The 25,431-nt window shown below is 59.2% G+C and carries 24 protein-coding genes; 11 read left to right on the top strand and 13 right to left on the bottom strand.

Going from position 1 to position 25,431, the window contains the following annotated elements:
* The 4 genes from ppx to purM form a co-directional block, all read right to left on the bottom strand.
* Positions 1–1,548, bottom strand: coding sequence for an exopolyphosphatase (gene ppx, locus DW58_RS11370; protein ID WP_024548622.1), 1,548 nt, complete (start codon positions 1,546–1,548; stop codon positions 1–3).
* Positions 1,549–1,550: 2 nt separating this feature from the next.
* Positions 1,551–3,611 carry a polyphosphate kinase 1 gene (ppk1, locus tag DW58_RS11365; RefSeq protein WP_024548623.1) on the bottom strand — a complete coding sequence of 687 codons (2,061 nt, stop codon included), beginning with the start codon at positions 3,609–3,611 and terminating at the stop codon, positions 1,551–1,553.
* A 228-nt stretch (positions 3,612–3,839) separates the two neighbouring features.
* Positions 3,840–4,478 carry a phosphoribosylglycinamide formyltransferase gene (purN, locus tag DW58_RS11360; RefSeq protein ID WP_024548624.1) on the bottom strand — a complete coding sequence of 213 codons (639 nt, stop codon included), beginning with the start codon at positions 4,476–4,478 and terminating at the stop codon, positions 3,840–3,842.
* Positions 4,479–5,516, bottom strand: a complete 1,038-nt coding sequence (gene purM / locus DW58_RS11355; RefSeq protein ID WP_024548625.1) for a phosphoribosylformylglycinamidine cyclo-ligase — start codon at positions 5,514–5,516, stop codon at positions 4,479–4,481.
* 266 nt (positions 5,517–5,782) lie between these two features.
* Here purM and upp point away from each other — a divergent pair, with 266 nt between their 5' ends.
* The 3 genes from upp (at position 5,783) to DW58_RS11340 (ending at position 8,609) form a co-directional block, all read left to right on the top strand.
* On the top strand, positions 5,783–6,409 hold the full coding sequence (gene upp / locus DW58_RS11350; RefSeq protein ID WP_024548626.1) for a uracil phosphoribosyltransferase: 627 nt from the start codon (positions 5,783–5,785) through the stop codon (positions 6,407–6,409).
* 111 nt (positions 6,410–6,520) lie between these two features.
* Positions 6,521–7,810 (top strand): uracil permease, encoded by a 1,290-nt coding sequence (uraA, locus tag DW58_RS11345; protein ID WP_024548627.1) that lies wholly within the window; start codon positions 6,521–6,523, stop codon positions 7,808–7,810.
* Positions 7,811–7,907: 97 nt separating this feature from the next.
* Entirely contained in the window at positions 7,908–8,609 is a 702-nt protein-coding gene (locus DW58_RS11340) for a DnaA inactivator Hda (protein ID WP_071789240.1), read from the top strand.
* Positions 8,610–8,643: 34 nt separating this feature from the next.
* Here DW58_RS11340 and arsC read toward each other — a convergent pair whose 3' ends face one another.
* Together arsC and bepA are read right to left on the bottom strand one after the other, a co-directional pair.
* Entirely contained in the window at positions 8,644–9,000 is a 357-nt protein-coding gene (gene arsC, locus DW58_RS11335) for an arsenate reductase (glutaredoxin) (protein WP_024548629.1), read from the bottom strand.
* A gap of 9 nt (positions 9,001–9,009) precedes the next feature.
* The gene (gene bepA / locus DW58_RS11330) at positions 9,010–10,473 is read right to left on the bottom strand and encodes a beta-barrel assembly-enhancing protease (protein WP_024548630.1); all 1,464 of its coding nucleotides are present in this window, start codon (positions 10,471–10,473) and stop codon (positions 9,010–9,012) included.
* A 231-nt stretch (positions 10,474–10,704) separates the two neighbouring features.
* Between bepA and DW58_RS11325 the strand changes: the two genes are divergently transcribed.
* Positions 10,705–11,769 (top strand): AI-2E family transporter, encoded by a 1,065-nt coding sequence (locus DW58_RS11325; protein ID WP_024548631.1) that lies wholly within the window; start codon positions 10,705–10,707, stop codon positions 11,767–11,769.
* Positions 11,770–11,822: 53 nt separating this feature from the next.
* On the opposite strand, the gene bcp is transcribed toward DW58_RS11325, so the two are convergent.
* Together bcp and DW58_RS11315 are read right to left on the bottom strand one after the other, a co-directional pair.
* On the bottom strand, positions 11,823–12,293 hold the full coding sequence (bcp, locus tag DW58_RS11320) for a thioredoxin-dependent thiol peroxidase (protein ID WP_024548632.1): 471 nt from the start codon (positions 12,291–12,293) through the stop codon (positions 11,823–11,825).
* 26 nt (positions 12,294–12,319) lie between these two features.
* Complete coding sequence (locus tag DW58_RS11315; protein ID WP_029696572.1) at positions 12,320–12,865, bottom strand: glycine cleavage system transcriptional repressor; 546 nt, start codon at positions 12,863–12,865, stop codon at positions 12,320–12,322.
* A gap of 159 nt (positions 12,866–13,024) precedes the next feature.
* On the opposite strand from DW58_RS11315, the gene dapA reads away from it, so the two are divergent.
* From dapA to ypfH, 6 genes are all read left to right on the top strand, one after another.
* A complete protein-coding gene (dapA, locus tag DW58_RS11310) occupies positions 13,025–13,903 on the top strand; it encodes a 4-hydroxy-tetrahydrodipicolinate synthase (protein ID WP_024548633.1) in 879 nt (292 codons plus the stop codon).
* Between the two features lie 16 nt (positions 13,904–13,919).
* The gene (bamC, locus tag DW58_RS11305) at positions 13,920–14,954 is read left to right on the top strand and encodes an outer membrane protein assembly factor BamC (protein ID WP_024548634.1); all 1,035 of its coding nucleotides are present in this window, start codon (positions 13,920–13,922) and stop codon (positions 14,952–14,954) included.
* Positions 14,955–15,083: 129 nt separating this feature from the next.
* The gene (gene purC / locus DW58_RS11300; protein ID WP_024548635.1) at positions 15,084–15,797 is read left to right on the top strand and encodes a phosphoribosylaminoimidazolesuccinocarboxamide synthase; all 714 of its coding nucleotides are present in this window, start codon (positions 15,084–15,086) and stop codon (positions 15,795–15,797) included.
* Positions 15,798–16,006: 209 nt separating this feature from the next.
* Positions 16,007–16,879, top strand: coding sequence for a KPN_02809 family neutral zinc metallopeptidase (gene ypfJ / locus DW58_RS11295; protein WP_024548636.1), 873 nt, complete (start codon positions 16,007–16,009; stop codon positions 16,877–16,879).
* 5 nt (positions 16,880–16,884) lie between these two features.
* Positions 16,885–18,885, top strand: a complete 2,001-nt coding sequence (locus DW58_RS11290; RefSeq protein ID WP_024548637.1) for a tRNA(Met) cytidine acetyltransferase TmcA — start codon at positions 16,885–16,887, stop codon at positions 18,883–18,885.
* Positions 18,886–18,962: 77 nt separating this feature from the next.
* The gene (gene ypfH, locus DW58_RS11285; protein ID WP_024548638.1) at positions 18,963–19,661 is read left to right on the top strand and encodes an esterase; all 699 of its coding nucleotides are present in this window, start codon (positions 18,963–18,965) and stop codon (positions 19,659–19,661) included.
* 46 nt (positions 19,662–19,707) lie between these two features.
* Here ypfH and DW58_RS11280 read toward each other — a convergent pair whose 3' ends face one another.
* The 4 genes from DW58_RS11280 to DW58_RS11265 form a co-directional block, all read right to left on the bottom strand.
* A complete protein-coding gene (locus DW58_RS11280; protein ID WP_024548639.1) occupies positions 19,708–19,899 on the bottom strand; it encodes a YpfN family protein in 192 nt (63 codons plus the stop codon).
* Between the two features lie 28 nt (positions 19,900–19,927).
* Positions 19,928–21,055: a succinyl-diaminopimelate desuccinylase gene (dapE, locus tag DW58_RS11275; protein ID WP_024548640.1), complete on the bottom strand. Its 1,128-nt coding sequence runs from the start codon at positions 21,053–21,055 to the stop codon at positions 19,928–19,930.
* A gap of 4 nt (positions 21,056–21,059) precedes the next feature.
* Positions 21,060–21,416, bottom strand: a complete 357-nt coding sequence (locus DW58_RS11270) for an ArsC family reductase (protein ID WP_024548641.1) — start codon at positions 21,414–21,416, stop codon at positions 21,060–21,062.
* A gap of 104 nt (positions 21,417–21,520) precedes the next feature.
* Entirely contained in the window at positions 21,521–21,958 is a 438-nt protein-coding gene (locus DW58_RS11265) for a GNAT family N-acetyltransferase (protein WP_024548642.1), read from the bottom strand.
* A gap of 179 nt (positions 21,959–22,137) precedes the next feature.
* On the opposite strand from DW58_RS11265, the gene ypfM reads away from it, so the two are divergent.
* Complete coding sequence (gene ypfM / locus DW58_RS20930; protein WP_106877467.1) at positions 22,138–22,197, top strand: protein YpfM; 60 nt, start codon at positions 22,138–22,140, stop codon at positions 22,195–22,197.
* Between the two features lie 102 nt (positions 22,198–22,299).
* Here ypfM and acrD read toward each other — a convergent pair whose 3' ends face one another.
* Complete coding sequence (gene acrD, locus DW58_RS11260; protein WP_029592920.1) at positions 22,300–25,416, bottom strand: multidrug efflux RND transporter permease AcrD; 3,117 nt, start codon at positions 25,414–25,416, stop codon at positions 22,300–22,302.
* Between the last annotated feature and the right edge of the window lie 15 nt (positions 25,417–25,431).

The raw sequence follows: 25,431 nt of genomic DNA, 5'->3' as shown, positions 1-25,431 counted from the left end.
TTATGCCGCCGCATCGTCAGGGCGGGCATCCTCTTCTTCGATTTTCAGCTTCCAGCCGGTCACCGCATCCCAGTACTGCTGCTCGCGCTCAAGGTCGAGCAGCGCCAGCGCGTTCTGGCTGAACCAGTTGTGCGGGAAGCGCAGCGTCCAGTGGTTGTCATCGGTCGTAAGCGTCAGGGTCGGCGGCGTGCTGGTGGCCTGGCGCTGATTGTTAAGCAGCACGCCGAGACGCAGCAGCTGGATCAGCGGCAGGAACTGTTTCTTTTTAAACAGCGTAAAGCGCGGCAGATCGTCGAGCTTCACCGCTTTGCGGTGGCAGCGCACCAGCGTGGCGATCAGCATCTGCTGCTCCTGATTGAAGCCGGGCAGATCGCTGTGTTGCAGAATATAGGCAGAGTGGCGGTGCAGCCCGCTGTGGTTGATGCCTAAGCCCACTTCATGCAGCATCGCCGCCCACTTCAGCAGCGCCGCCAGCTGCGGATGCGCCAGCTTCGGATTCTGCTCTTCCCACTGGGTATAGATCTGTGCGGTGGTCTCCAGCACCCGGTGCGCCTGGTCACGATCGATATGATACTGGTCAGCAAGGCTTTGCGCGGTGCGGATACGGATATCCTGATGGCGGAAACGGCCTTCCATCTCGTACAGCACGCCTTCACGCAGCGCCCCGTCCGACAGGCGCAGCTCGCGGATGGCCAGCGCGTCAAACACCCCGCAGAGGATCGCCAGCCCCGGCACAAATACCGCTTTACGCTCCTCGGAGAGACCTGGCAGACTCAGGGCGGAGAAGTTGTTAAAGCCCAGTACGCTCTCCACCAGCCTGTCGAGGCGCTCCGGGGTGATGCGTCCGTCTTTTTCCCCCATCTCCAGCAGCACTTCATGGGCCGCTTTGATGGTGCCCGAGGCGCCCAGCGCCACGGTCCAGCCCTGAATACGGTACTGCCAGGCGAGGCTCTCCAGCTTCTGGACCGCCGCCAGACGCGCACGCTTGAAGCGCTCAGGGCTGATGACCCCGCCGGTAAAGAAGTGCTGACCGAAGCTCACGCAGCCCATGCGGCGGCTCTCCACCAGCTGCGGTTCAAAATCTTCGCCAATCACCAGCTCGGTAGACCCGCCGCCGATGTCGATCACCAGCTTGCGGCCGCGCTCCGGCTGGGTATGTTCAACGCCCATAAAGATCAGGCGCGCTTCTTCGTTGCCGGAGATAATCTCAATCGGGTAGGGGATGACCTGCTCGGCGCGCTGCAAAAACTCGCTGGCGTTTTGCGCCTGGCGCAGCGTGTGCGTTCCGACGATGCAGACGTTAGCCGCGGCGAAGCCCTGCAGGCGTTCGGCAAACAGCGACAGACAGTTCAGGCCGCGCTCCATGGCCTCCTCGCTCAGGATGTTGTTCTCATCCAGCCCGTCAGCCAGATGGACGCGCTGTTTCAGACGGCCAATGATTTGCATCGCGCCGTCTACCACGCGGGCAATCACCATATGAAAACTGTTTGAGCCAAGGTCAACCGCAGCAAATTCCTGCGGGCGTGGGGCCTGATTCTTTATCGGCATACTTATTCTGGTTGCTCTAGTGATTTGATGTAATCGTAAATCGCCAGCTGTGCCCGCACTTTGCGGCGGTTGCCGCGCGGTACATAGCGATTGCTCAGCTCTTTATCGACGTAGCGCGCTTTAACGGTATCGCTGAACAGCAGTTCGATAATGTCCAGCACCCGCTGTTTCAGGCGCGGGTCCAGCAGCGCCACGGCGACTTCAATGCGGTAGTCGATATTGCGCGTCATCCAGTCGGCGGAGGAGAGGTATACCTTATCGTCGCCGCCATTTTTGAAAATATAGACCCGATCGTGCTCAAGATAGCGGTCAACGATGCTGATGACGCGGATGTTTTCGCTGATGCCTTCGAGATCGGGGATCAGGGAGCACATGCCGCGGATAAGCAGGTTCACCGGTACGCCGGAGCTTGATGCCGCATAGAGCCGGTCCACCAGCCCTTTGTCCACCAGGTTATTCAGCTTCAGCGTGATCCCTGACGGCAGGCCATTTTGCGCATTTGCGATCTCTTTATCCACCATTTCATACAACAGGCGGCGGCTATTTTGCGGCGACACCAGCAGGTAGTCGAAGTGGACCGGGCGGTAAGGGTTTTCGATAAAGTTGAACACCCGACGCACTTCGTTCGTGATGCGCGCATCGGCGGTGAGCAGCGAATAGTCGGTGTAAAGCCGGGCGGTTTTCTCGTTGAAGTTGCCGGTACCGATATGCGCGTAGCGCACCACTTCATCCCCCTCTTTACGGGAGATCAGGAAAAGCTTGGCGTGAATTTTCAGGCCCGGCGCCGAGAAAATAACGTGGACGCCCGCTTCGGTCAGACGTTTCGCCCAGTGAATGTTGGCCTCTTCATCAAAGCGCGCCTGAAGCTCTACCACCACCGTGACTTTCTTGCCGTTGTGGGCGGCGTGGATCATCGAGTCGATGATGCGCGAGTCTTTCGCCACGCGGTAGATGTTGATTTTGATCGCCAGCACGCTCGGGTCGAACGAGGCCTGACGCAGCAGCTCCAGCACGTGCTCGAAGGTGTGATACGGGTAGTAGAGCAGCACATCGCGTTCGCGGATGGCGTCAAAGCCGTTGCGGAAGTTATCAAACCAGATGTGGCGCAGGCGCGGCAGCGGCTTGTTGACCAGATTGGCTTTGCCGACGTTCGGGAAGCCGATGAAGTCTTTAAAATTGTGGTAGCGACCGCCCGGGATGATCGAGTCATAGTTGGTGATGGTCAGCTTCTCGCGCAGCATCTCCACCATGGCATCCGGCATATCGCGCTGGTAGACAAAGCGTACCGGCTCTGCGGTCAGGCGCTGTTTCAGGCTGGAGGACATCAGCTCCAGCAGGCTCGACTCCATCTCGTGCACCAGATCGTATTCCGCGTCGCGGGTCATCTTCATGGAGTAGGCGTTCAGGGTGTCGTAATCAAAGAAGCCTTTGAAGATCTCGTCGAGGCAGTAGCGCAGGATATTATCCAGCAGGATCATCGGCTTGCGGCGGCGCGGGGTTTCCGGCGGCAGGTTGACGAAGCGCGGCATCTTATCGGACGGGATCTCCAGCAGCGCGTAGCGAATCTCTTCGCCGCGAATGATCTCGACCGCCAGATAGGTGTAATCGTCCTTCAGGAACTGCACCAGATCCGTATCGCGGTTAATCAGCGTCGGCGTGATGTGCTGGCGCAGATAGTGTTTGAAGTAGTGGCGCAGCCAGGTTTGCTGGTTGGGTGAGAGCTGACGTTCGTTGATCAGGAAGATTTGATTGCGTGCCATCTCCAGCAGCAGATCGTTATACAGCGTATCGAACTCCTGATCCGCTTTCAGCACTCTGGCCTGAATCTTACTGAGCAGGTGACGCGAATGGGAGGTTAACCCTTGCTCTTCGCTGATCAGGATCCGGCGCTTCAGCTCGGCGAAGCGAACCTTGTAAAACTCATCAAGGTTGTTGGAGTAGATCCCGAGAAACCGCATCCGCTCAATCAGTGGGTTGCTTTTATCCGCCGCTTCTTGCAGAACGCGCTCGTTAAACGACAGCCAGCTCAATTCTTTTTCGGTATATAGCTTTTCCTGACCCATTACTACTCACACTCCGGTTGGTAAACGCGGGACGTGAAAACTCCGTCTCGTGGCTATTATGGCGAGCTAAGCCCGCATATGTCCAACTATGCCCGATAAGTATGACAGTTATCCGAAAAGGAGAGGGCGGATCCGGGCGTATAGTGAAAAATTGCCCTCATTATCAGGCAGGTGAGCGCGCAGGCAGGGCGCAGGAAAAAAAACGCTCTGCCGAAGCAGAGCGTGAGGTTACTCGTCGCTGGCGTGGCCCAGCGGGGCCAGCTTCTGGCCGTCGAGCCAGGCCGCGTTGTCCTGCATCTTCAGCCGTCCGTCGGCAAACCAGCTCACCACCAGTGGGTAAATTGCATGCTCCTGCGCCTGCACGCGGGCGGTGATGTCCGCTTCGTCATCGCCGTCAAACACCGGCACTTTGGCCTGGAGGATAACCGGCCCGCCGTCGAGTTCATCGGTGACGAAATGGACTGAGGTACCGTGTTCGGCATCGCCGTTCTCCAGCACCTGACGGTGGGTATGCAGCCCCGGGTATTTCGGCAGCAGGGAGGGGTGAATGTTAATCAGCCGCCCCGTATAGTGCGCCACAAATGCCGGACTGAGGATGCGCATGTAACCTGCCAGCACCACCAGATCCGGTGCGTAGGCATCAATTTCCTGCATCAGCTCGCGGTCAAACGCCTCACGGGTAGCAAACTGCCCGGCGCTGAGCGCGTGCGCCGGAATGCCCGCGTCACGCGCGCGCTGCAGGCCGAAGGCATCGGCCTTGTTGCTGAACACCGCCCGCAGCGTGCCGGCGATTTTCCCGCTTTCGCAGGCATCAATAATCGCCTGCAGGTTGCTTCCGTTACCGGAAATCAGCACCACGATATTCATTTACTGGATGACCACGCGCTCGTCGGCATCAGAGGCCTTAATCACGCCGATTTTCCACGCCGTTTCGCCCGCCTCGGTCAGAAGCGCGATTGCCGCATCGGCGGCGTCCGCCGGCAGTGCGATAAGCATGCCCACGCCGCAGTTGAAGGTGCGGTACATCTCGTGCTGGCTGACGTTGCCCGCCTGCTGCAGCCAGTTGAAGACCGCTGGCCACTGCCAGGATGACGCATCGATAACTGCCTGGGTGTTGTCCGGCAGTACGCGCGGGATGTTTTCCCAGAAGCCGCCGCCGGTCAGATGGGCGATAGCGTGGACGTCAGACTGCGCAATCAGTTGCAGAATCGATTTGACGTAGATGCGGGTCGGCGCCAGCAGGTGATCGGCGAGCGGTTTGCCGTCAAGCTCGGTGGCTTGCGGGTCCGCGCCGCTCACTTCAAGAATTTTACGCACCAGCGAGTAGCCGTTGGAGTGCGGGCCGCTGGAAGCCAGGGCAACCAGCACGTCGCCGTCGGCCACTTTGCTGCCGTCGATAATCTCTGACTTTTCCACCACGCCTACGCAGAAGCCCGCCACGTCGTAATCTTCACCGTGGTACATGCCCGGCATTTCCGCCGTTTCGCCGCCTACCAGCGCACAGCCGGACTGCAAACAGCCTTCCGCGATACCGCCGATCACGCTGGCCGCCGTATCAACATCCAGCTTGCCGGTGGCGTAGTAGTCGAGGAAGAACAGCGGCTCGGCGCCCTGTACCACGAGGTCGTTAACGCACATCGCAACCAGGTCGATGCCGATAGTGTCGTGACGCTTAAGATCCATCGCCAGACGCAGCTTGGTGCCGACGCCGTCGGTCCCGGACACCAGAACCGGTTCGCGATATTTTTGCGGGAGCGCGCACAGTGCGCCGAATCCGCCGAGGCCACCCATCACTTCCGGACGGCGGGTCTTTTTCACGACGCCTTTGATTCGGTCGACCAGAGCGTTGCCTGCATCAATATCAACACCGGCATCTTTATAGCTGAGAGAGGTTTTATCGGTCACTGCAAAGTCCCCACGCGGTTGCGGTTGGTGGTAAATCAGGTGGCATATCAGGCCAAAGAAGGGGCGCCACCTGGAAAACGCGGCAATTCTAACAGCGCAGGCAAACGTTTGCGAGCCTCTTATCCGTGCGGCCAGAATTATTGTTCCGTATACTCATTTTCAATCCGGTTGATCGGGATCAACGGCGCTGCATATGGCGCAGCGGCAAAAAAGCGGTATAATCCCGCGATTTTTTTTGTGGTTGCCACCTTTAGGGGAGTATGAGTATGAAGATCGTGGAAGTGAAACACCCACTCGTCAAACACAAGCTGGGACTGATGCGCGAGCACGACGTCAGCACTAAGCGTTTTCGTGAACTCGCCTCTGAAGTAGGAAGCCTGCTGACCTATGAAGCGACGGCCGATCTGGCTACCGAGAAAGTCACCATTGAAGGATGGAATGGCCCGGTGCAGGTTGAGCAGATTAAGGGCAAGAAAATTACCGTAGTACCGATTCTGCGTGCCGGTCTCGGCATGATGGAAGGCGTGCTGGAGCACGTGCCGAGCGCGCGTATCAGCGTAGTGGGCGTCTACCGTGACGAAGAAACCCTCGAGCCGGTGCCGTACTTCCAGAAGCTGGTCTCCAACATCGACGAGCGCATGGCGCTGGTGGTTGACCCGATGCTGGCAACCGGTGGCTCAATGATCGCGACCATCGACCTGCTGAAAAAAGCCGGCTGCACCAGCATTAAAGTGCTGGTACTGGTTGCCGCGCCGGAAGGTATCGCCGCGCTGGAAAAAGCGCACCCGGACGTCGAGCTCTATACCGCGTCGGTCGATCAGGGATTGAACGAGCAGGGGTACATCATCCCTGGCCTCGGCGATGCCGGCGACAAGATCTTTGGTACTAAGTAAGCGTTATTCACAATAAGAGCCGACTTGATAGTCGGCTTTTTTTTGGGCCGTAACCCCGTCCCCTGTTCAGGGCCGGGGATAACTAAAAACACAACATCTGAGGAACACACTATGACGCGCCGTGCAATCGGGGTCAGCGAGCGTCCGCCGCTACTGCAAACTATCCCGCTCAGCTTGCAGCATCTGTTCGCCATGTTTGGCGCCACCGTTCTGGTGCCGATCCTGTTTCACATTAATCCTGCCACCGTGCTGCTGTTCAACGGTGTCGGGACGCTGCTCTATCTGTTTATCTGTAAAGGTAAAATCCCGGCCTATCTCGGGTCGAGCTTTGCGTTTATCTCTCCGGTTCTGCTGCTGCTGCCGCTGGGCTATGAAGTGGCGCTGGGCGGATTCATCATGTGCGGCTTCCTGTTCTGCCTGGTGTCGCTGATTGTGAAAAAAGCGGGCACCGGCTGGCTGGACGTGATGTTCCCGCCTGCGGCAATGGGCGCGATCGTGGCGGTCATTGGTCTTGAGCTGGCGGGCGTCGCCGCGGGCATGGCGGGTCTGCTGCCTGCTGAAGGCACCCCGGCGGATACCAAAACCATCATCATCTCGCTGGTCACCCTGGGCGTCACAATCTTCGGTTCGGTGCTGTTCCGCGGCTTCCTGGCGATTATCCCGATCCTGATCGGCGTGCTGGCCGGCTACGCGCTGTCGTTTGCCATGGGCGTGGTTGATTTTACGCCGGTCGCGGAAGCCCACTGGTTCGCGCTGCCCACCTTCTACACCCCGCGCTTCGAGTGGTTCGCCATCTTTACCATCCTGCCTGCTGCGCTGGTGGTAATTGCCGAGCACGTCGGTCATCTGGTGGTGACGGCAAACATCGTCAAAAAAGATCTGATTCGCGATCCGGGCCTGCACCGCTCGATGTTCGCCAACGGGCTCTCCACCATGTTCTCCGGTTTCTTCGGCTCTACCCCGAACACCACCTACGGCGAGAACATTGGCGTCATGGCGATCACCCGCGTCTACAGCACCTGGGTCATCGGCGGGGCAGCCATTCTGGCGATCCTGCTCTCCTGCGTGGGCAAACTGGCGGCGGCGATCCAGATTATCCCGGTGCCGGTGATGGGCGGCGTTTCGCTGCTGCTGTACGGCGTGATCGGCGCATCCGGTATTCGCGTGCTGATTGAATCCAAAGTGGACTACAGCAAAGCTCAGAACCTGATCCTCACGTCGGTCATCTTGATCATTGGCGTCAGCGGCGCGAAGGTACATATCGGCGCGGCTGAGCTGAAAGGCATGGCGCTGGCGACCATCGTCGGCGTGGGCCTGAGCCTGATCTTCAAGCTCATCAGCGTATTACGTCCGGAAGAGGTGGTGCTGGACGCGCCGGATGAGGAGCAAAAATCCGCGTGATCCACGGAGCCGGGTAAGGATCCTTACCCGGTTCAACTGCGCAGCGAAACTGTGTTACACTCGCTGCGTATTTTTGTAAGCCCCGTTTGAGGTACGTCTGAACACACCGGCTCAGCTCTCGTTGCCACTTTTCTTACCCGATGATGAAACCTTCGACAGTTTCTGGCCGGGTGATAATCCCTCTTTACTTGCTGCCCTGCAGAACGTACTGCGTCAGGATCACAGCGGTTATATCTACTTCTGGTCGCGGGAAGGCGGCGGACGCAGCCATCTGCTGCATGCGGCCTGCGCGGAGCTCTCTCAGCGCGGCGAAGCGGTGGGCTATGTGCCGCTGGATAAGCGCACCTGGTTCGTGCCTGAAGTGCTGGAGGGGATGGAGCACCTGTCGCTGGTGTGTATCGACAACATCGAATGCATCGCCGGGGATGCGCCGTGGGAGATGGCGATTTTCGATCTCTACAACCGCATTCTGGAATCGGGGCAGACGCGCCTGCTTATTACCGGCGATCGCCCGCCGCGCCAGCTCAACCTTCAGCTACCCGACCTCGCCTCGCGCCTCGACTGGGGGCAAATCTACAAGCTACAGCCGCTGAATGACGATGAGAAAGTGCAGGCATTGCAGCTGCGCTCGCGCCTGCGTGGCTTTGAGCTGCCGGAAGACGTGGGTCGCTTTCTGCTTAAGCGCCTCGACCGCGAGATGCGCACGCTGTTTATGACACTGGATCGTCTGGATCGCGCGTCTATTACCGCCAAACGCAAGCTCACCATTCCTTTCGTCAAAGAGATCCTCGGGCTGTAGATAAGCAAACGCCCTCACGAAGAGGGCGCTGGTGTCAGAGGATATCAAGCACCTGTTCAGGCGGACGCCCAAGTCGCGCCTTATCGCCCACCACCACAATCGGGCGCTCAATCAGCTTCGGATTTTCTACCATCGCGTTGATCAACACCGCTTCGCTCAGCGAGGCATCCGCCAGATTGAGGGATTTATAGAGATCTTCTTTTGTGCGCATCAGATCCCTGGCGCTGGCAAAACCGAGCTTTTTCAGCAGCGCCTTCAGCGTTGCCGCGTCCGGCGGCGTCTCCAGATAGAGCACCACCTGCGGTTCGATGCCCTTGTCTTGTAACAGGGCAAGCGTTTCACGGCTCTTTGAGCAGCGCGGGTTGTGGTAGAACGTTACGGCGTCAGACATGGTGATTCCTTACATCTTTTCATAGGGCTTGAAGCGCTGCTGGAGCTGGCGCAGCTGATCGATACGCGCATCGTAGCGCGCCTGCTGCAGGCTGCCGGTTTTGACCTGGGTACTGGCGCTGCTCAAAAGCGAGATGGCCTGGTCCAGACGCCCCGTCAGGGCCAGCACTTCAGCGCGGGCGGCCAGCTCCTGATCGCGATTATTAAGCGCGGCCTGCGCCTGGGCCAGCAGATCCCAGCCGTTGCTGTCATCTTTGTTATCGAAGGTATAGCGATTGAGGATCTTCACCGCTTCCGCCGGCTGGCCGTTCTCCAGCCAGGCGTTGGCAAGGTTAAGCTGCAGCACCGGGTTGTTGCGCAGATCCGGCGCGTTCTTCAGGCGATTGACCGCCTCCGTGGATTTATTGAGCCCGAGATCGATATCGGTGGCGAGGTCAAGATACCAGGCGTTGTTCGGGCTGGCGCTCAGCAGCGGCTGCAGCAGGGTTTTGGCTTCGGCAAAGTTCTTCGCTTCCATTGCCTGCAGCGCGCGTCCGTAGCGCGCGGCGTTCTGCTCGCGCACGTTGCCTTTGGCCAGCGCATCCAGCAGATCGCTGGTCAGCTGGTTACGGCCTGACTTATACATGCCAAGAGTACGCACCTTCGCCATATAGAAGTCCTCTGAGGACTGGGACACCACCGAGCGCATCTGGTTGGCGCGGTTGCGGGCGTCGGAGAGACGGCTTTCCGGAAGCGGGTGGGTCAGCAAAATTTCCGGTGGGCGGCTGGAGTAGCGCGCCTGATCGAGCAGCTTTTCAAGGAAGCTCGGCATCGCCTGCGGGTCGAACCCCGAACGCTGGAGCACCTGAATGCCGATGCGGTCCGCTTCCTGCTCGTTCTGCTGGGTGAAGCTGATGAGCCCCTGCTGGGTGCCGGCGAGGGTACCGGTCAGGGCCGCCATCCCGGCCTGCGGGCTGGCCATTGCCAGCAGAATGGAGCCGAGCGCGCCGACCCAGGTCAGGGGCGCGTTGCGTTTTTGATCTTCCATGGCGCGCGCCAGATGGCGCTGGGTCACGTGTGAGATTTCATGCGCCATAACCGATGCCAGCTGGCTTTCGTTATCGGCATAGCGAAACAGCGCCGAGTGCAGCACTACGTTACCGCCGAAGAAGGCGAAGGCGTTAATCTCGTCGTTATTGATCAGATAAAAGTGAAACGGCGTGCGCACCGAGTTGGCGTGGCCGACCAGCCGCATGCCGAGCTTGTTAACGTACTGCACCAGCAGCGGATCGTTAATCAGCGGCGCGCTGCCGCGCAGCTGGCGCACGTAGTAGTCGCCCATCTGCAGCTCCTGGGCGATGGAGAGCGTGCTACCCGCCGAGGTGCCCATATCAGGCAGGTCGTCAGTGGTATCTGCCCAGGCGGGCGCCACAGAGGCGGCCATCAGGGTTGTTATGAGGGTCGCTACCAGCGTTTTTCTCAACTGCCTGAACATAACCTCTATCCTGTATGAATCAAATCACCGTTTTGACCGGACGCAGGCGGTTTCGTTCCGCATGGCCCTTGCGCTTTGGGAGTGTAGCGGTTCACCGGCGATTAATAAAAATGATATTTGCTGGCCGCGCTCATTTCTGAAGACGCCTCGAAAAAGCGAAGTCTTTTAGGTGACATTTCGCTACAATTCCAGCCCTTAGTCAGCCATCCATCACCATATCAGGGACGGGTTATGCTTGAAATGTTAACGCAGTGGTATCGTCGCAGGTTCAGTGATCCTGAAGCGATAGCGCTGCTGGTTATTCTCGTTGCCGGATTTTGTATTCTCTTCTTCCTGCATGGCCTGCTTGCGCCGCTGCTGGTGGCGATTGTGCTCGCCTACCTGCTTGAGTGGCCCACCGCGCGGCTGGAGCGCCTCGGCTGCTCGCGAACCGTTGCCGCGTCGCTGGTGCTGATTCTGTTTGTTGGCGTGGTGCTGATGCTGCTGCTGGTGGTGGCACCGGTGGCCTGGCAGCAGGGCATTAATCTTATCCGCGATATGCCTGGGATGCTTAACAAGCTCTCTGATTTTGCCGCCACGCTGCCGAAACGTTATCCGGCGCTAATGGATGCCGGCATTATCGATGCGATGGCCGACAACATGCGTACCCGGATGATGGGCATGGGTGACTCGGTGGTGAAATACTCGCTGGCGTCGCTGGTCGGGCTGCTGACGCTTGCAATCTACCTGATCCTTGTGCCGCTGATGGTGTTTTTCCTGGTGAAGGATAAAGAGCAGATGCTCAACGCCGTGCGCCGCGTGCTGCCGCGCAATCGTGGGCTGGCGGGCCAGGTATGGGTCGAAATGAACCAGCAGATCACCAACTACATTCGCGGCAAAGTGCTGGAGATGATCGTGGTCGGGATCGCCACCTGGATTGGCTTTGTGCTGTTCGGGCTGAACTACTCGCTGCTGCTGGCCGTGCTGGTGGGGCTGTCGGTACTGATCCCCTATATCGGCGCGTTTGCGGTGACGATACCGGTTGTCTGCGTCGCGCTGTTCCAGTTTGGCCTTGGGCCTGAGTTCTGGAGCTGCATGGCGGTCTACCTGATTATCCAGGCGCTCGACGGCAACCTGCTGGTGCCGGTGCTGTTCTCCGAGGCGGTTAACCTGCATCCGCTGGTGATTATTCTTTCGGTGGTGATCTTCGGTGGGCTATGGGGATTCTGGGGCGTCTTCTTCGCGATTCCGCTCGCCACGCTGGTAAAAGCGGTGGTGCACGCCTGGCCCGATGGGCTCTCGGTTGAGGAGCAGTAAATAAAAAAGCCGACGCAATGTCGGCTTTTTTGTCTGCGCGCAGGCGCGTTAAATCAGGCGTGCTCTTTCACCCAGGCCAGCACGATATCGTGGTGGTTGCTGGTTTTGAAGTCATCAAACACTTTCTCAATGACCCCGTCGGTACCGATCAGGAAGCTAATGCGGTGAATGCCGTCATAGGTTTTGCCCATGAAGGATTTTTCACCCCAGACGCCAAACTGCTCGCAGACCTTGTGGTCTTCATCGGAGAGCAGGGTAAAGTTGAGCAGCTCTTTTTCCGCGAAGCGGGAGAGCTTTTCCGGTTTATCGGTGCTGATGCCCAATACTTCCACGCCGGCTTTTTTCAGATCGTCCATGTTATCTCGCAGACCGCACGCCTGAACGGTGCAGCCCGGCGTCATGGCTTTGGGATAGAAATAAACCAGAACGCGCTGTCCCTGGAAGTCGGTCAAATTTACTTGTTCGCCATCCTGATCGGGCAAGCTAAATTTCGGTGCGGTATCACCGGCTTTCAGTGAATTCATCACTACACTCCATCCTGTTCATCATGCTACGGGTAGTTCACCACGCTAATAGTGCCTTGCGCGTGGAGTTCTGTACATAGTGCTTTAAACGCCTGCTCGATGATTGAGGCATCGGAGGAGGCCGGGCTGTGAGCGGTTATCTGAATAAAAAGCTGCGGCGGTGCGTCATCCTGAGCCGGCTTGGTGCGTGACACCAGCTCGGCAATATTCATGCTATGTGCATCAAACAGCGCGGTAAAGCGCTCGATAAGATGCGGGGAGTCCGGCACCTCGACCTGTACCCAGACGGTTTCCGGCGTCACGGGGCGCGCCTGCCCGGTGGTGCGCTTCATGACGATCAGCAATTCCAGTTCGGCGCCCTTCAGCGGCAGCGTCGATTCAATCATGGTGATCGCATTCCAGCTTCCTGACAGCAACATAATGAAGGTGAACTCTTCGCCGAGCATCGCCAGCCGACTGTCTTCAATATTGCAACCGCAACTGCTCACGTGACGCGTAATGGTATTAACGATTCCTGGACGGTCAGCGCCCAGTGCGGTAATGACAAGAAAATGCTGAGCTGATGCAGTCAAACCTGAACTTCCTGTGATGCGGTGAGGTAATCCTAAGGAAAGCATAAAAAAATCATCGGTACAACCGCCCCGGCAACGCCTCGTCGCTTGCTTTTACCGGGGCACCAAACGTACCATTGGGATTATTGTCTGCACAATTGTCTGCACAGAGGATGGCCCATGTTCACGGGAAGTATTGTCGCGCTTATCACGCCGATGGATGACAAAGGTAATGTCTGCCGGTCAAGCCTGAAAAAACTGGTTGAGTATCATATTGCCAACGGGACGTCGGCGATTGTTTCGGTAGGAACCACGGGTGAATCGGCGACGCTGAGCCACGATGAGCATGGCGACGTTGTGATGATGACGCTGGAGCTGGCAGACGGGCGCATCCCGGTGATTGCCGGTACCGGCGCTAACGCCACCTCTGAAGCCATCAGCCTGACGCAGCGCTTCAACGACAGCGGCATTGCCGGCTGTCTGACCGTGACGCCGTACTACAACCGTCCGACCCAGGAAGGCCTGTTCCAGCACTTCAAAGCGATTGCCGAGCATACTGACCTGCCGCAAATCCTGTATAATGTGCCGTCCCGTACCGGTTGCGACCTGCTACCTGAAACCGTAGGCCGCCTCGCGCGCGTGAAAAATATTGTCGGTATTAAAGAAGCAACCGGGAACTTAACCCGCGTTCACCAGATCAAAGAGCTGGTCGAAGATGACTTCATCCTGCTGAGCGGCGATGATGCCAGCGCGCTGGACTTCATGCAGCTCGGCGGACACGGGGTGATTTCCGTCACCACTAACGTTGCGGCGCGTGACATGGCCGAAATGTGCAAGCTGGCTGCCGCAGGGCAGTTCAACGAGGCCCGCATCATTAATCACCGCCTGATGCCGCTTCACCATAAATTGTTTGTCGAACCCAATCCGATCCCGGCCAAATGGGCCTGTAAGGAACTGGGACTTGTGGCGACCGATACGCTGCGCCTGCCGATGACCCCCATCACTGACGCAGGTCGTGAGGCGGTTGCCAGTGCGCTTAAGCACGCCGGTTTGCTGTAAAGTTTAGGGAGATTTGATGGCTTATTCAGTTCAGACGTCGCGTGTAGCAAAGGTCGCGAGCGTATCACTCATTATGCTGCTCGCCGCCTGTAGTTCCGATTCACGCTACAAGCGTCAGGTCAGCGGGGATGAATCCTATCTGGATGCGCAACCGCTGGCGGAGCTTCATGCACCCGCCGGGATGATCCTGCCGGTACAAAACGGTAACTATAATATTCCCGTTGCCAACGGCAGCGGCGCGGTAGGCAAGGCGCTTGATATCCGTCCGCCGGCACAGCCGCTGGCGCTGGTCACCGGCGCACGTACCCAGTTCACCGGCGATACCGCCACGCTGCTGGTTGAAAGCGGCCGTGCGGGCTCACTCTGGCCGCAGGTGGTATCGGTAGTGCAGGCACAGAATTACGCCATTGATAAGCGTGACGATGCCAGCCAGACCCTGACCACCGACTGGATCCAGTGGAACCGCGCCGATGAAGACGAACAGTATCGTGGCCGTTATCAGGTCTCTGTGAAGCCGCAGGGCTACCAGCAGGCGGTCGTGGTTAAGCTGCTGAACCTGGAGCAGTCCGGCAAGCCGGTCGCCGATCCGGCGTCCTTACAGCGCTACAGCGCGCAGCTGCTGAACGTCATCGCTGCGGGGCTGGACAAAGACCAGGCCGCTGCGCAGGCCGCCCAGGAAAACCGTTCCTCTACCGAGCTTGACGTGCAGAGCGGCGCTGACGATGTCGGCCTGCCGGTGCTGATTGTTCGCGGCCCGTTCAACGTGGTCTGGAACCGTCTGCCTGACGCGCTGGGTAAAGTGGGCATGAAAGTGACCGACACCACGCGTTCGCAGGGCAATATTGCCGTGACCTATAAGCCGCTGTCTGAGGGCGACTGGGAAGCGCTGGGCGCCCGCGATCCGGAACTGCCGTCCGGCGACTACAAGCTTCAGGTCGGCGACCTCGATAACCGCAGCAGCCTGCAGTTTATCGACCCGAAAGGTCACACCTTGACGCAGTCGCAGAATGATGCCCTGGTAGCCGTATTCCAGGCCGCATTCAGCAAGTAACACAGAAGGGCCGGATGCATCCGGCCTTTTTTTATTATCCATACGCAAACGTGTGCGTAGCGATAATCAGCCGAGTTCCGCCTTAACGTTCAGGCCGCACAGCGGTCACCACACCTGGAGTAATTGAAGATGCAAAAGCAAGCTGAGTTGTATCGTGGCAAAGCGAAAACCGTATACAGCACGGAAAACCCGGATCTGTTGGTGCTCGAATTCCGCAATGATACGTCAGCAGGAGACGGCGCGCGCATAGAGCAGTTCGACCGTAAGGGAATGGTGAACAACAAGTTCAACCACTTCATCATGACCAAACTGGAAGAAGCGGGCATCCCGACCCAGCTGGAAGCGCTGCTGTCCGACACCGAATCGCTGGTGAAAAAGCTGGAGATGGTGCCGGTGGAGTGCGTGATCCGCAACCGCGCCGCCGGGTCGCTGGTGAAGCGTCTGGGTACCGAAGAGGGCATTGAGCTGAGCCCGCCGCTGTTCGATATGTTCCTGAAAAACGATGCGCTGCACGATCCGATGGTCAACGAATCCTACTGCGAAACCTTCGGCTGGGTAAGCAAAGAGAATCTGGCGCGCATGAAGGAGCTGACCTACCGCGCCAACGACGTGCTGTTCAAGCTTTTCGACGACGCCGGTCTGATTCTGGTCGATTTCAAGCTCGAGTTCGGCCTGTTCAACGGCGAAGTGGTGCTGGGCGATGAGTTCTCCCCGGACGGTGCGCGCCTGTGGGACAAACAGACCATGGATAAAATGGATAAAGACCGCTTCCGTCAGAGCCTCGGCGGCCTGATCGAGGCCTACGAAGAAGTGGCGCGTCGCCTGGGCGTTAATCTCGACTGATAATCCCCTTTGCCATATCTGAGCCGGGGCGGACTTTCCGCACCCGGCTTTTTGTTTTTTATCGTCAGCCCTTGGGCCGGTGATGATTTTTGATGCGCATCCGTTCGCCCGTTCGGGCATGCTGCCTGCGGTCAGCCTAAATCAGGATGGTAATCCGGGCGTTAACCACCTACGATCTATACATAAAAACAAATAGGAAGAGGTTAATTATGCGTTGGCAAGGTCGTCGCGAAAGCGACAACGTAGAGGACAGACGGAATGCACGCGGGCCATCCCTGGGGGGCGGACGCGGCGTGCGGCTTCCCCGCGGTAAGGGCGGCATCATACTGCTGGTGGTCGTGGTCGTCGCAGGCTATTACGGCGTGGATCTGACCTCGCTACTCACCGGTGAGCAGCCCGCCACCCAGCAGAGCGTGACGCAGTCTGTGAGTCCCAATGAGGACGAGGCGGCAAAATTCACTTCGGTCATTCTCGCCACTACCGAAGAGAGCTGGGGACAGCAGTTTGAGAAGATGGGGCGCAACTACCAGCAGCCGAAGCTGGTGATGTACCGCGGCAGCACGCGCACCGGCTGCGGCAACGGGCAGTCCATCATGGGGCCGTTCTACTGCCCGGCGGACAGCACCGTGTATATCGATCTCTCCTTCTATGACGAGATGAAACGCCAGCTCGGCGCGGGCGGCGACTTCGCGCAAGGCTACGTGATTGCGCACGAAGTGGGGCACCACGTGCAGAAGCTGCTCGGCATCGAGCCGAAAGTGCGTCAGCTGCAGCAGAACGCCTCGGAAGTGGAGGCCAATAAGCTGTCGGTCAGCATGGAGCTGCAGGCGGACTGCTTCGCCGGGGTATGGGGAAAAAGCATGCAGCAGCAGGGCGTGCTGGAAGCCGGCGATCTGGAAGAGGCGCTTAACGCCGCCCAGGCCATCGGCGATGACCGCTTACAGAAGCAGAGCCAGGGACGCGTGATGCCGGAGAAGTTCACTCACGGCACCTCGGAACAGCGCTACACCTGGTTTAAACGCGGCTTTGACAGCGGCAACCCGTCGGAATGTAACACCTTCGGAAACGGCATCCGTCTCTGACAGCGATGGACGATGCCCTGATAAACATGACGCGCGCGCTGGCCCATACCGGTCAGCGCCGTCTGCTGGTGCTTGAGGGCGATGACGCCTGGGGCGATGCGCAGCTGGCCTGGCTCACGGCGCGGCTGCCCGGCGACTGGCTTTGGGTAAGTGAGCGCCCACAAGGGGAGTTGCACTGTACCCCCGGCGCGGTGCGCACGCTGCTGGGCCGGGAGTTCACCCACGCGGTGTTTGACGCCCGCAACGGCTTTGCCGCGGACGCGCTGGCCGCCCTGAGCGGTACGCTGCGAGCCGGAAGCTGGCTGGTGCTGCTCACCCCACTGTGGCCGGCATGGCCTGCGCGCCCTGACGGCGACAGCCGTCGCTGGAGCGACCGCGAGCAGGCCATCCCCACGCCGCACTTTGTTCACCATGTCATGACCTGCATTCAGCAGGATAACGATGTCCTGCACTGGCGGCAGGGAGAGCCTTTTCCTGCTTTGCGCCCGCCCGAAGCGCCAGCCTGGTCGATGGCCAACGGCCAGCCCGACCGCCAGCAACAGGCGGTGCTGAACGCCCTGCTGAAGCTGGAGCACGGCGTGGCGGTAGTCACTGCCCCACGCGGACGCGGCAAGTCGGCGCTGGCCGGTATGCTGGCACGCCAGTGGCCGGGCGAGGTCTGGGTCACCGCCCCGGCTAAGGTCGCCACCGACGTGCTGGCGCAGCATGCCGGTGGGCGTTTTCAGTTTATCGCCCCGGATGCGCTGGCCGCCGCGCTGACGCAGGGTACGCAACCTACCGGCGACTGGCTGATCGTTGACGAGGCCGCCGCCATTCCCGGCCCGCTGCTGCGCAAACTGCTGTGCGGTTTTACTCGCGTGCTGATGGTGACCACGGTTCAGGGCTACGAAGGCACCGGGCGCGGCTTCATGCTGAAGTTTTGCGCCAGCCTGCCGGATATCCACACCTATCGCCTCGACTGCCCGATACGCTGGGCGCCCGGCGATCCGCTGGAGCGGATTATCGCCGCGCTGCTGCTGTTCGATGACGATGATTTTAGCGTCCGGCCAGTGGGCGACTGTCAGATAGCGGCCCTGACCCAAGAGGCGTGGCGGACGCATCCGGCGCAGATCGGCGCGCTCTACCGCCTGCTCTCCGGGGCGCACTACCGTACCTCACCCCTCGACCTGCGACGCATGATGGATGCGCCGGGGCAGCACGTTGCCCAGGCGCTGGCGGGAGCGCGTCCGGCTGGGGCGCTGTGGCTGGTGGAGGAGGGCGGCCTGCCGCCGGCGCTCAGTCAGGCGGTGTGGGCGGGCTTTCGTCGTCCGCGCGGCAATCTGGTGGCGCAGTCGCTAGCCGCGCACGGCGGTAGCCCGGAGGCCGCCACGCTTCGCGGGCTGCGCATCAGCCGCATTGCGGTGCATCCGGCCCGCCAGCGCGAGCGCATCGGCGCCCGGCTGGTGGCCTGGGCGCAGCGCGAGGCCGCGCGGCACCTCGACTATCTGTCGGTCAGCTTCGGGTACACCCCCGAGCTGTGGCGATTCTGGGAGCGGTGCGGCTTCACTCTGGTGCGTATCGGCAGCCACCGGGAAGCCAGCAGCGGCTGCTACACCGCCATGGCGCTGCTACCGCTGAGCGCCGCCGGGGAGCGGCTGACTGAACAGGAACATCAGCGGCTGCGCCGCGACGCCGTCTGGCTCCAGCCGTGGATTGCTATCCCGCTGCCGGTCATTCCCCTCGACCAGGCTACCCTTAATGAGGCGGACTGGCGCGAGCTGGCCGGTTTCGCCTTCGCCCATCGCCCGGTGGAGGCCTGTACCGGTAGCCTGAACCGTCTGCTGCAGGCGTGTACGCTTCCGCTCCCGACGCTGCGGGCCTGGTTCGACGGGCAGCAGCACGCCACCGGGGGCCGTAAAGCGCTGCTGAAAGGCCTGCGTCAGGAGACGGCCACCGCCCTGTGCACGCTCGATGCGGCGCGTAGTGACGCGCTACAAAATCAGGTGGCGGAATTACAATTTATTTAACTAACTCATTCAGTTAAATGGCATGGTCATTCAGATTACCCGGCGTAGACTGTTATTCAGCACCTGAGGAGGCCGCAATGAAACATGACCACGTTGTAGTACATAGCCCGGACGTTCCCCCTAAACAGCTGCTGCTGCTGTTTCATGGGGTAGGGGATAACCCGGTATCCATGGGCGAAATCGGCCGCTGGTTTGCGCCGCACTTCCCGGATGCGCTGGTGGTCAGCATCGGCGGCCCGTTTCCGAGCGGCAACGAGCCGGGGCGCGAATGGTTTTCGGTGCAGGGTGTGACCGATGACAACCGCCCGGCGCGCGTGGCAGAGGTGATGCCGCGCTTTGTGGAAACGGTGCGCTACTGGCAACAGCAAAGCGGCTTAAACGCTGCGGCGACGGCGCTGATTGGTTTCTCCCAGGGGGCCATTATGGCGCTGGATAGCATCCACACCACGCCACGTCTGGCGTCGCGCATTATCGCCTTCAACGGGCGCTTCGCCACTCTGCCGGCGCAGATCGCCAGTACCGTGACGATTCACCTGATTCACGGTGGGGAAGATCGCGTCATTGAGCTGGCCCACGCGGCAGCGGCCGCTGAAGCGCTGGAGCAAGCCGGTGGCGATGTCACCCTGGACGTGATTGAAGAACTGGGGCATGCGATAGACGAGCGCAGCATGAAGTGTGCCATTGAGCATCTGAGCTTTACGGTGCCGAAGCACTACTTTGATGAGGCGCTCAGCGGCGGTACGCCGAAGGACGATGATATTATCGAGCTGCTATAACGGCGCGCCGTCAGACATGAAAAAGCCCTCGCAGGAGGGCTTTTTTTTACGGCTTTTTCTTCGGCCAGTCGTCTTCGTCATCCCACTTATCGTTGAAATCGCGATGCGGGGGCAGGTCAGGTTTATTAGCCAGAAACTTTTTATGATCGACGCGTTTGAGATCTTTGATCACGTTGATCAGCACGCCGACCATAAATACGATCACCAGTATCCACCAGTATTTTGCCAGCAGTTCCATGCGCTTATCCTCTTTGTCCGGGCAGCCGTCAGGCGACGAGCTGCTCCATGATACGTTGATACATCCGGGCCAGCAGCTGTAAATCGGCGGCGTTCACGCACTCGTTGATCTTATGAATCGTCGCGTTGACCGGCCCGAGCTCCACCACCTGCGCCCCCATACGCGCGATAAAGCGGCCATCCGAGGTGCCGCCGGTGGTCAACAGCTGCGGTTTAATTTCATTATAGTGCGCAACCGCGTTCACCACCGCATCGACCAGCTTACCGCGCGCGGTCAGGAAGGGCTGGCCCGACAGCCACCAGTCAAGGGTATAGCGCAGCTGATGCTTCTGCAGCAGGGCTTCGACGCGTGCTTTGATAGCGGCGTCGGTCAGCTCGGTGCTGAAACGGAAATTGAACTGCACGTGCAAGTCGCCGGGGATGACGTTGTTACTGCCGGTCCCGGCCTGGATGTTGGCAATCTGCATGCTGGTGGCCGGGAAGAACGCATTCCCCTCGTCCCACTCAATGTTCACCAGCTCATCCAGCATCGGCGCGGCGCGGTGCACCGGGTTATCCGCAAGGTGCGGATAGGCCACGTGACCCTGTACGCCGTGAATGGTGAGGTTGCAGGTGAGCGAGCCGCGGCGGCCGTTCTTGACCACGTCGCCGACCACTTCACTGCTCGAGGGTTCGCCCACCAGGCAGTAATCGAGGCGCTCATTGCGCGCCATCAGCGCCTCCACCACCTTAACGGTGCCGTTTTGCGCGCTGGCTTCTTCATCAGAGGTGATCAGAAACGCGAGGCGGCCTTTATGGTTGGGATGCTGGGCGACGAAGCGCTCGGCGGCAACCACCATCGCGGCAAGCGACCCTTTCATATCCGCTGCACCACGCCCAAACAGCATGCCGTCACGGATGGTGGGTTCGAACGGTGGATTGATCCAGCGGTTGGCATCCCCCGGCGGGACCACATCGGTATGGCCGGCAAACGCCAGCGTTTCGCCCTGGCCGCGCCATGCCCAGAAGTTCTGCGTATCGCCAAAGTCCATGGGTTCCACGGTAAAGCCAATGGCTCGCAGTCGCTCAATCAGTAGCGCCTGGCAGCCTGCATCATCGGGGCTCAGGGAAGGGCGACGAATAAGCTGTTGCGTCAGCTCAATGACCGGGCAAGACATAGCACTACACCTCGTTGAAATACTGCTGATAGTTGTTTTCACTGAAACCAAGCAGCATAGGCTTCCCGGGCGCGCAGAGCAATGGTCGTTTGATGATTGCCGGCATCGACAGCATCAGGGCGGCGGCAGACGCGGCATTGTTAATGCCGTTGCGCGTTGACTCATCCAGCTTGCGCCAGGTGGTGCCGCGGGTGTTGAGCAGCGCCTCATAGCCCAGCGCATCAATGAATCCGTTGAGCTGCTCCAGGGTCAGGCCGTCCACACGGTAGTCATGAAACCGGTAGGCGATCCCGGCGTTATCCAGCCAGCGGCGCGCTTTCTTGATGGTGTCGCAGTTTTTGATGCCGTACATCACGATCATAAATGAATCCTTTTGAATCAATATCGCATTCTTGTTCAGTTTTTTAGAATGTTAATCAGGGTAACTAAAAGGGTGCTTAATATAACGTATTGGCGAAATAAAGGTTAAGCAATATAACCCTGCTGACGCATCGCGCTTATTCTTTCGTCACTTGCCGCGACCATACCGGTGGTCAGCAGATGAAAATTATAGCGCTTATAAAATTCGACCTTATCGCAAACTGAATAGATAAATATTTTGCCAAAGGGTAATAAGGTTTGAGCAATTTCATCCATAAGTTGCGCGCCATATCCGCGCCCCTGATAATCAGGGTCAACCACCACGTCTGCAAGGTAGCTTGCCCAGGTTAAATCACTGATTGCGCGGGCCGTGGCGATGAGTTTTCCGTCATGAAACCCATACCAGCAGAAGGTGCTGTTCGTGAACGCCTGAGCCACAAGCTGCGGATCGCGGGCGTTCAATCCGCCTCGCTCGATCAGGTTGGCAAGGATTTTCCAGTCCGGTTCTGGACAGGTTTTTTTCGTTAACAGTTGTAATGTCACACTTTACCTCACCCGCGAAAAATTAATATAAATGCTTGTTGCCTGTCACATTCATAGCATAAAAAATGACGGAAAATAGCCCCGGTAACACAAGATGGCTCTGTAGTGAGCTGGTTAAATTATCTTCACATCCACAATATATTCTCGTATAATTCTAATAAGAATAGACAGAGGTTGTTATGATTGAACACGAAATGGGGAACTGGAAAGATTTTATCGAAGCCATGCTTCGTAAATAATTTCCAGTAAGAAAAGCAAGAGCACGATGTTCTTAAAATAATACAAGTGCGATTTATCGCATGAACAAAAGGCGGCTAATCAATAGCCGCCTTTTTTGTTGTTCAACTTTGCTGACGCTCTTTTAGCGGGAAGCGACGGCGCACCAGCACAAAGAACAGCGGTACGAAAAAGATAGCCAGCACGGTCGCCGAGATCATGCCGCCCATTACGCCGGTACCTACCGCATGCTGACTGCCGGAGCCGGCGCCGCTGCTGGTCGCCATCGGCAATACGCCAAACACAAACGCCAGCGACGTCATCAGGATAGGGCGCAGACGCTGACGGCAGGCGTCCAGCGTGGCGGACACCAGCTCCTGCCCCCGGGCGTTGGCATCATTTGCAAACTCGACGATCAGAATGGCGTTTTTCGCCGACAAGCCAATCACCGTCAGCAGCCCCACCTGGAAGTAGACGTCGTTTTCCAGGCCGCGCATCCAGGTCGCCAGCAAGGCACCGATTACGCCAAGGGGCACCACCAGCATCACCGAGAACGGTACCGACCAGCTCTCGTACAGCGCCGCCAGGCAGAGGAACACCACCAGCAGCGACAGGGCGTAGAGCGCCGGGGCCTGCGAGCCGGAGAGCCGCTCCTGATACGACATCGCGGTCCACTCGAGGCCGAAGTTACCCGGCAACTGCCTGACCAGTTGCTCCATCACGTCCATCGCGGTGCCGGTACTCACTCCCGGTGCCGCTTCGCCGACAATCTCCAGCGCGGCGTAGCCATTGTAGCGCTCCAGGCGCGGCGAGCCGGTCTCCCAGCGCGAGGTGGCGAACGCCGAAAACGGCACCATCCCGCCCTGGTTGTTACGCACGTACCAGCGGGTGATATCGTCCGGCAGCATGCGGAATTTCGCCGCGGCCTGTACGTAGACTTTCTTCACGCGGCCGCGATCCATAAAGTCATTCACGTAGCTGGAACCCCAGGCGGTTTGCAGCGTGTCGTTGATATCGTCGATGGAGACGCCCAGGGCACGCGCCTTGCGCTGATCGATATCGATCTGCAGCTGTGGGCTGTCATCGAGGCCGTTATGGCGCACCCGGGTCAGGGAGGGATTTTCACCGGCCAGGGCCAGCAGCCGATCACGCGCCGCCATCAGCGCATCGTGCCCCGCCCCCGCGTGGTCCTGCAGCTCCATGTCGAACCCGGCCGAACTGCCGAGGCCGCTTATCGCCGGCGGGCTGCTGGCGAACACCCGGGCTTCGTTAATCTTGCTGAACGCTTTCGTGGCGCGCTCGATAATGGCAAACGACGTGCCGGTGTGGGGATCGCGGTCATCCCAGTCTTTCAGGCGCACAAACATGCGCGCCACGTTCTGTCCGTTACCGCCGGGGCCGGAGCCGATGGTGGCAAACAGCGACGCGACGTTCTCTTTTTCATGGGTGAAGTAATACGCTTCGAGCTGCTGCACCACTTTCAGCGTCTGCTGCTGGGTCGATCCGCTGGGGAGCTGTACCGAGGTGGTAAACATGCCGCGATCCTCCTGCGGCAGAAACGAGGTCGGCAGACGCAGGAACAGAAACACCATGCCGCCGAGCAGCAGCACGTAGATCACGACCCAGCGCAGGCTGCGGTGCAGGATGTTCGCCACCCCGCGCTCGTAGCGGGCGGCGCTGCGGTTAAACACGCGGTTGAAGGCGCCAAAAAAGCCTTTCTGCCCGTGCTGTTCGCCTTTGTGCAGCGGTTTAAGCAGGGTGGCGCACAGCGCCGGCGTCAGGATCATCGCCACCAGCACCGACAGCACCATCGCCGCAACGATGGTGATTGAGAACTGGCGGTAGATGGCCCCGGTGGTGCCGCCAAAGAAGGCCATCGGCACGAAGACCGCCGACAGCACCATGGCAATCCCGACCAGCGCCCCCTGAATCTGACCCATCGATTTTCGCGTCGCCTCGCGCGGCGAGAGCCCTTCCTCGCTCATGATGCGCTCCACGTTCTCCACCACCACAATGGCATCGTCCACCAGCAGCCCGATCGCCAGCACCATGGCGAACATGGTCAGGGTGTTAATGCTGTAGCCGAAGGCGTAGAGGGTAGCGAAAGTGCCTAACAAGACGACCGGTACCGCAATGGTGGGAATGAGCGTGGCGCGGAAATTCTGCAAAAACAGGTACATCACCAGGAACACCAGCAGCACCGCTTCAAGCAGGGTTTTCACCACGTCCGTGATGGACGCTTTTACAAACGAGGTGGTTTCATAAGCCACCTTGTACTCCAGCCCGTGCGGGAAATAGGCCGACAGCTCATCAAGCCGTTTGAGCACCGCATCGGCGGTCGCCATTTCGTTTGCGCCCGAGGCCAGTTTTACCCCCAGCCCGGATGCGGCCTTGCCGTTGTAGCGGCTGAGGTAGTCATATTTTTCTGCTCCCATCTCCACCTGGGCGACGTCGCCCAGCGTCACCACCGACCCATCCTGATTGACGCGTAGCGTGATATCGCGGAACTGCGCCGGGGTTTGCAGCAGCGACTGGGCGTTGATGGTGGCGTTCAGCGCCTGGGTATCAACCGAGGGCGTTCCGCCAAGCTGGCCGACGGCAATCTGGGCGTTTTGCGAGGAGATGGCATCGGTCACGTCCTGGGTCGTGAGCTGATAGCTGTTGAGCTTGTTGGGATCGAGCCAGATACGCATCGAATACTGGGAGCCGTAGGCGTCGATATCCCCCACGCCGCTGACGCGACTGAGCGGGTCCTGAATATTGCTGGCAACGTAGTCGGCGATATCCTGCTTATCCATCCGCCCGTCGGTTGACACAAACGCGATGGTCAGGATGTTGGTGTCACCGGTTTTACGCACCGTGACCCCCTGGTTCTGCACCGCCTGAGGCAGCTTACGCATCGCCGACTGAAGCTGGTTTTGCACCTGCTGCACCGCTTCGTCCGGGTCAGTGCCGGCTTCAAAGCTCAGCGTGACCGTCATCTGGCCGGTGCTGCTGCTCTGGGAGGACATGTACATCAGGTTGTCCAGCCCGGTCATGTTCTGCTCAATCACCTGAGTGACGGTGTTCTCCAGCGTCTGCGCCGACGCGCCGGGATAGTTGGCCGAGATGCGCACGTTTGGTGGGGCTAAATCCGGGTATTGCTCAACCGGCAGGGAAAATATCGCCATGCTGCCGCCGAGGCAGAGCAGAATTGCCAGTACCCAGGCAAAGATGGGGCGATCGATAAAAAAATTCGCCATCGACGAAAGACCTCT

This window comes from Siccibacter turicensis LMG 23730, from assembly GCF_000463155.2.
Lineage (GTDB): Bacteria > Pseudomonadota > Gammaproteobacteria > Enterobacterales > Enterobacteriaceae > Siccibacter > Siccibacter turicensis.
Note: the sequence above shows the minus strand (reverse complement) of the source record. Positions and strands in the feature narration are given on the sequence as shown.

Bases quoted from the DNA above. Each gene is read 5' to 3' on its own strand.
- ppx (WP_024548622.1), bottom strand. From the start codon at position 1,548: ATGCCGATAAAGAATCAGGCCCCACGCCCGCAGGAATTTGCTGCGGTT.
- ppk1 (WP_024548623.1), bottom strand. From the start codon at position 3,611: ATGGGTCAGGAAAAGCTATATACCGAAAAAGAATTGAGCTGGCTGTCG.
- purN (WP_024548624.1), bottom strand. From the start codon at position 4,478: ATGAATATCGTGGTGCTGATTTCCGGTAACGGAAGCAACCTGCAGGCG.
- upp (WP_024548626.1), top strand. From the start codon at position 5,783: ATGAAGATCGTGGAAGTGAAACACCCACTCGTCAAACACAAGCTGGGA.
- uraA (WP_024548627.1), top strand. From the start codon at position 6,521: ATGACGCGCCGTGCAATCGGGGTCAGCGAGCGTCCGCCGCTACTGCAA.
- arsC (WP_024548629.1), bottom strand. From the start codon at position 9,000: ATGTCTGACGCCGTAACGTTCTACCACAACCCGCGCTGCTCAAAGAGC.
- bepA (WP_024548630.1), bottom strand. From the start codon at position 10,473: ATGTTCAGGCAGTTGAGAAAAACGCTGGTAGCGACCCTCATAACAACC.
- DW58_RS11325 (WP_024548631.1), top strand. From the start codon at position 10,705: ATGCTTGAAATGTTAACGCAGTGGTATCGTCGCAGGTTCAGTGATCCT.
- bcp (WP_024548632.1), bottom strand. From the start codon at position 12,293: ATGAATTCACTGAAAGCCGGTGATACCGCACCGAAATTTAGCTTGCCC.
- dapA (WP_024548633.1), top strand. From the start codon at position 13,025: ATGTTCACGGGAAGTATTGTCGCGCTTATCACGCCGATGGATGACAAA.
- bamC (WP_024548634.1), top strand. From the start codon at position 13,920: ATGGCTTATTCAGTTCAGACGTCGCGTGTAGCAAAGGTCGCGAGCGTA.
- purC (WP_024548635.1), top strand. From the start codon at position 15,084: ATGCAAAAGCAAGCTGAGTTGTATCGTGGCAAAGCGAAAACCGTATAC.
- ypfJ (WP_024548636.1), top strand. From the start codon at position 16,007: ATGCGTTGGCAAGGTCGTCGCGAAAGCGACAACGTAGAGGACAGACGG.
- DW58_RS11290 (WP_024548637.1), top strand. From the start codon at position 16,885: ATGGACGATGCCCTGATAAACATGACGCGCGCGCTGGCCCATACCGGT.
- ypfH (WP_024548638.1), top strand. From the start codon at position 18,963: ATGAAACATGACCACGTTGTAGTACATAGCCCGGACGTTCCCCCTAAA.
- DW58_RS11280 (WP_024548639.1), bottom strand. From the start codon at position 19,899: ATGGAACTGCTGGCAAAATACTGGTGGATACTGGTGATCGTATTTATG.
- dapE (WP_024548640.1), bottom strand. From the start codon at position 21,055: ATGTCTTGCCCGGTCATTGAGCTGACGCAACAGCTTATTCGTCGCCCT.
- DW58_RS11270 (WP_024548641.1), bottom strand. From the start codon at position 21,416: ATGATCGTGATGTACGGCATCAAAAACTGCGACACCATCAAGAAAGCG.
- acrD (WP_029592920.1), bottom strand. From the start codon at position 25,416: ATGGCGAATTTTTTTATCGATCGCCCCATCTTTGCCTGGGTACTGGCA.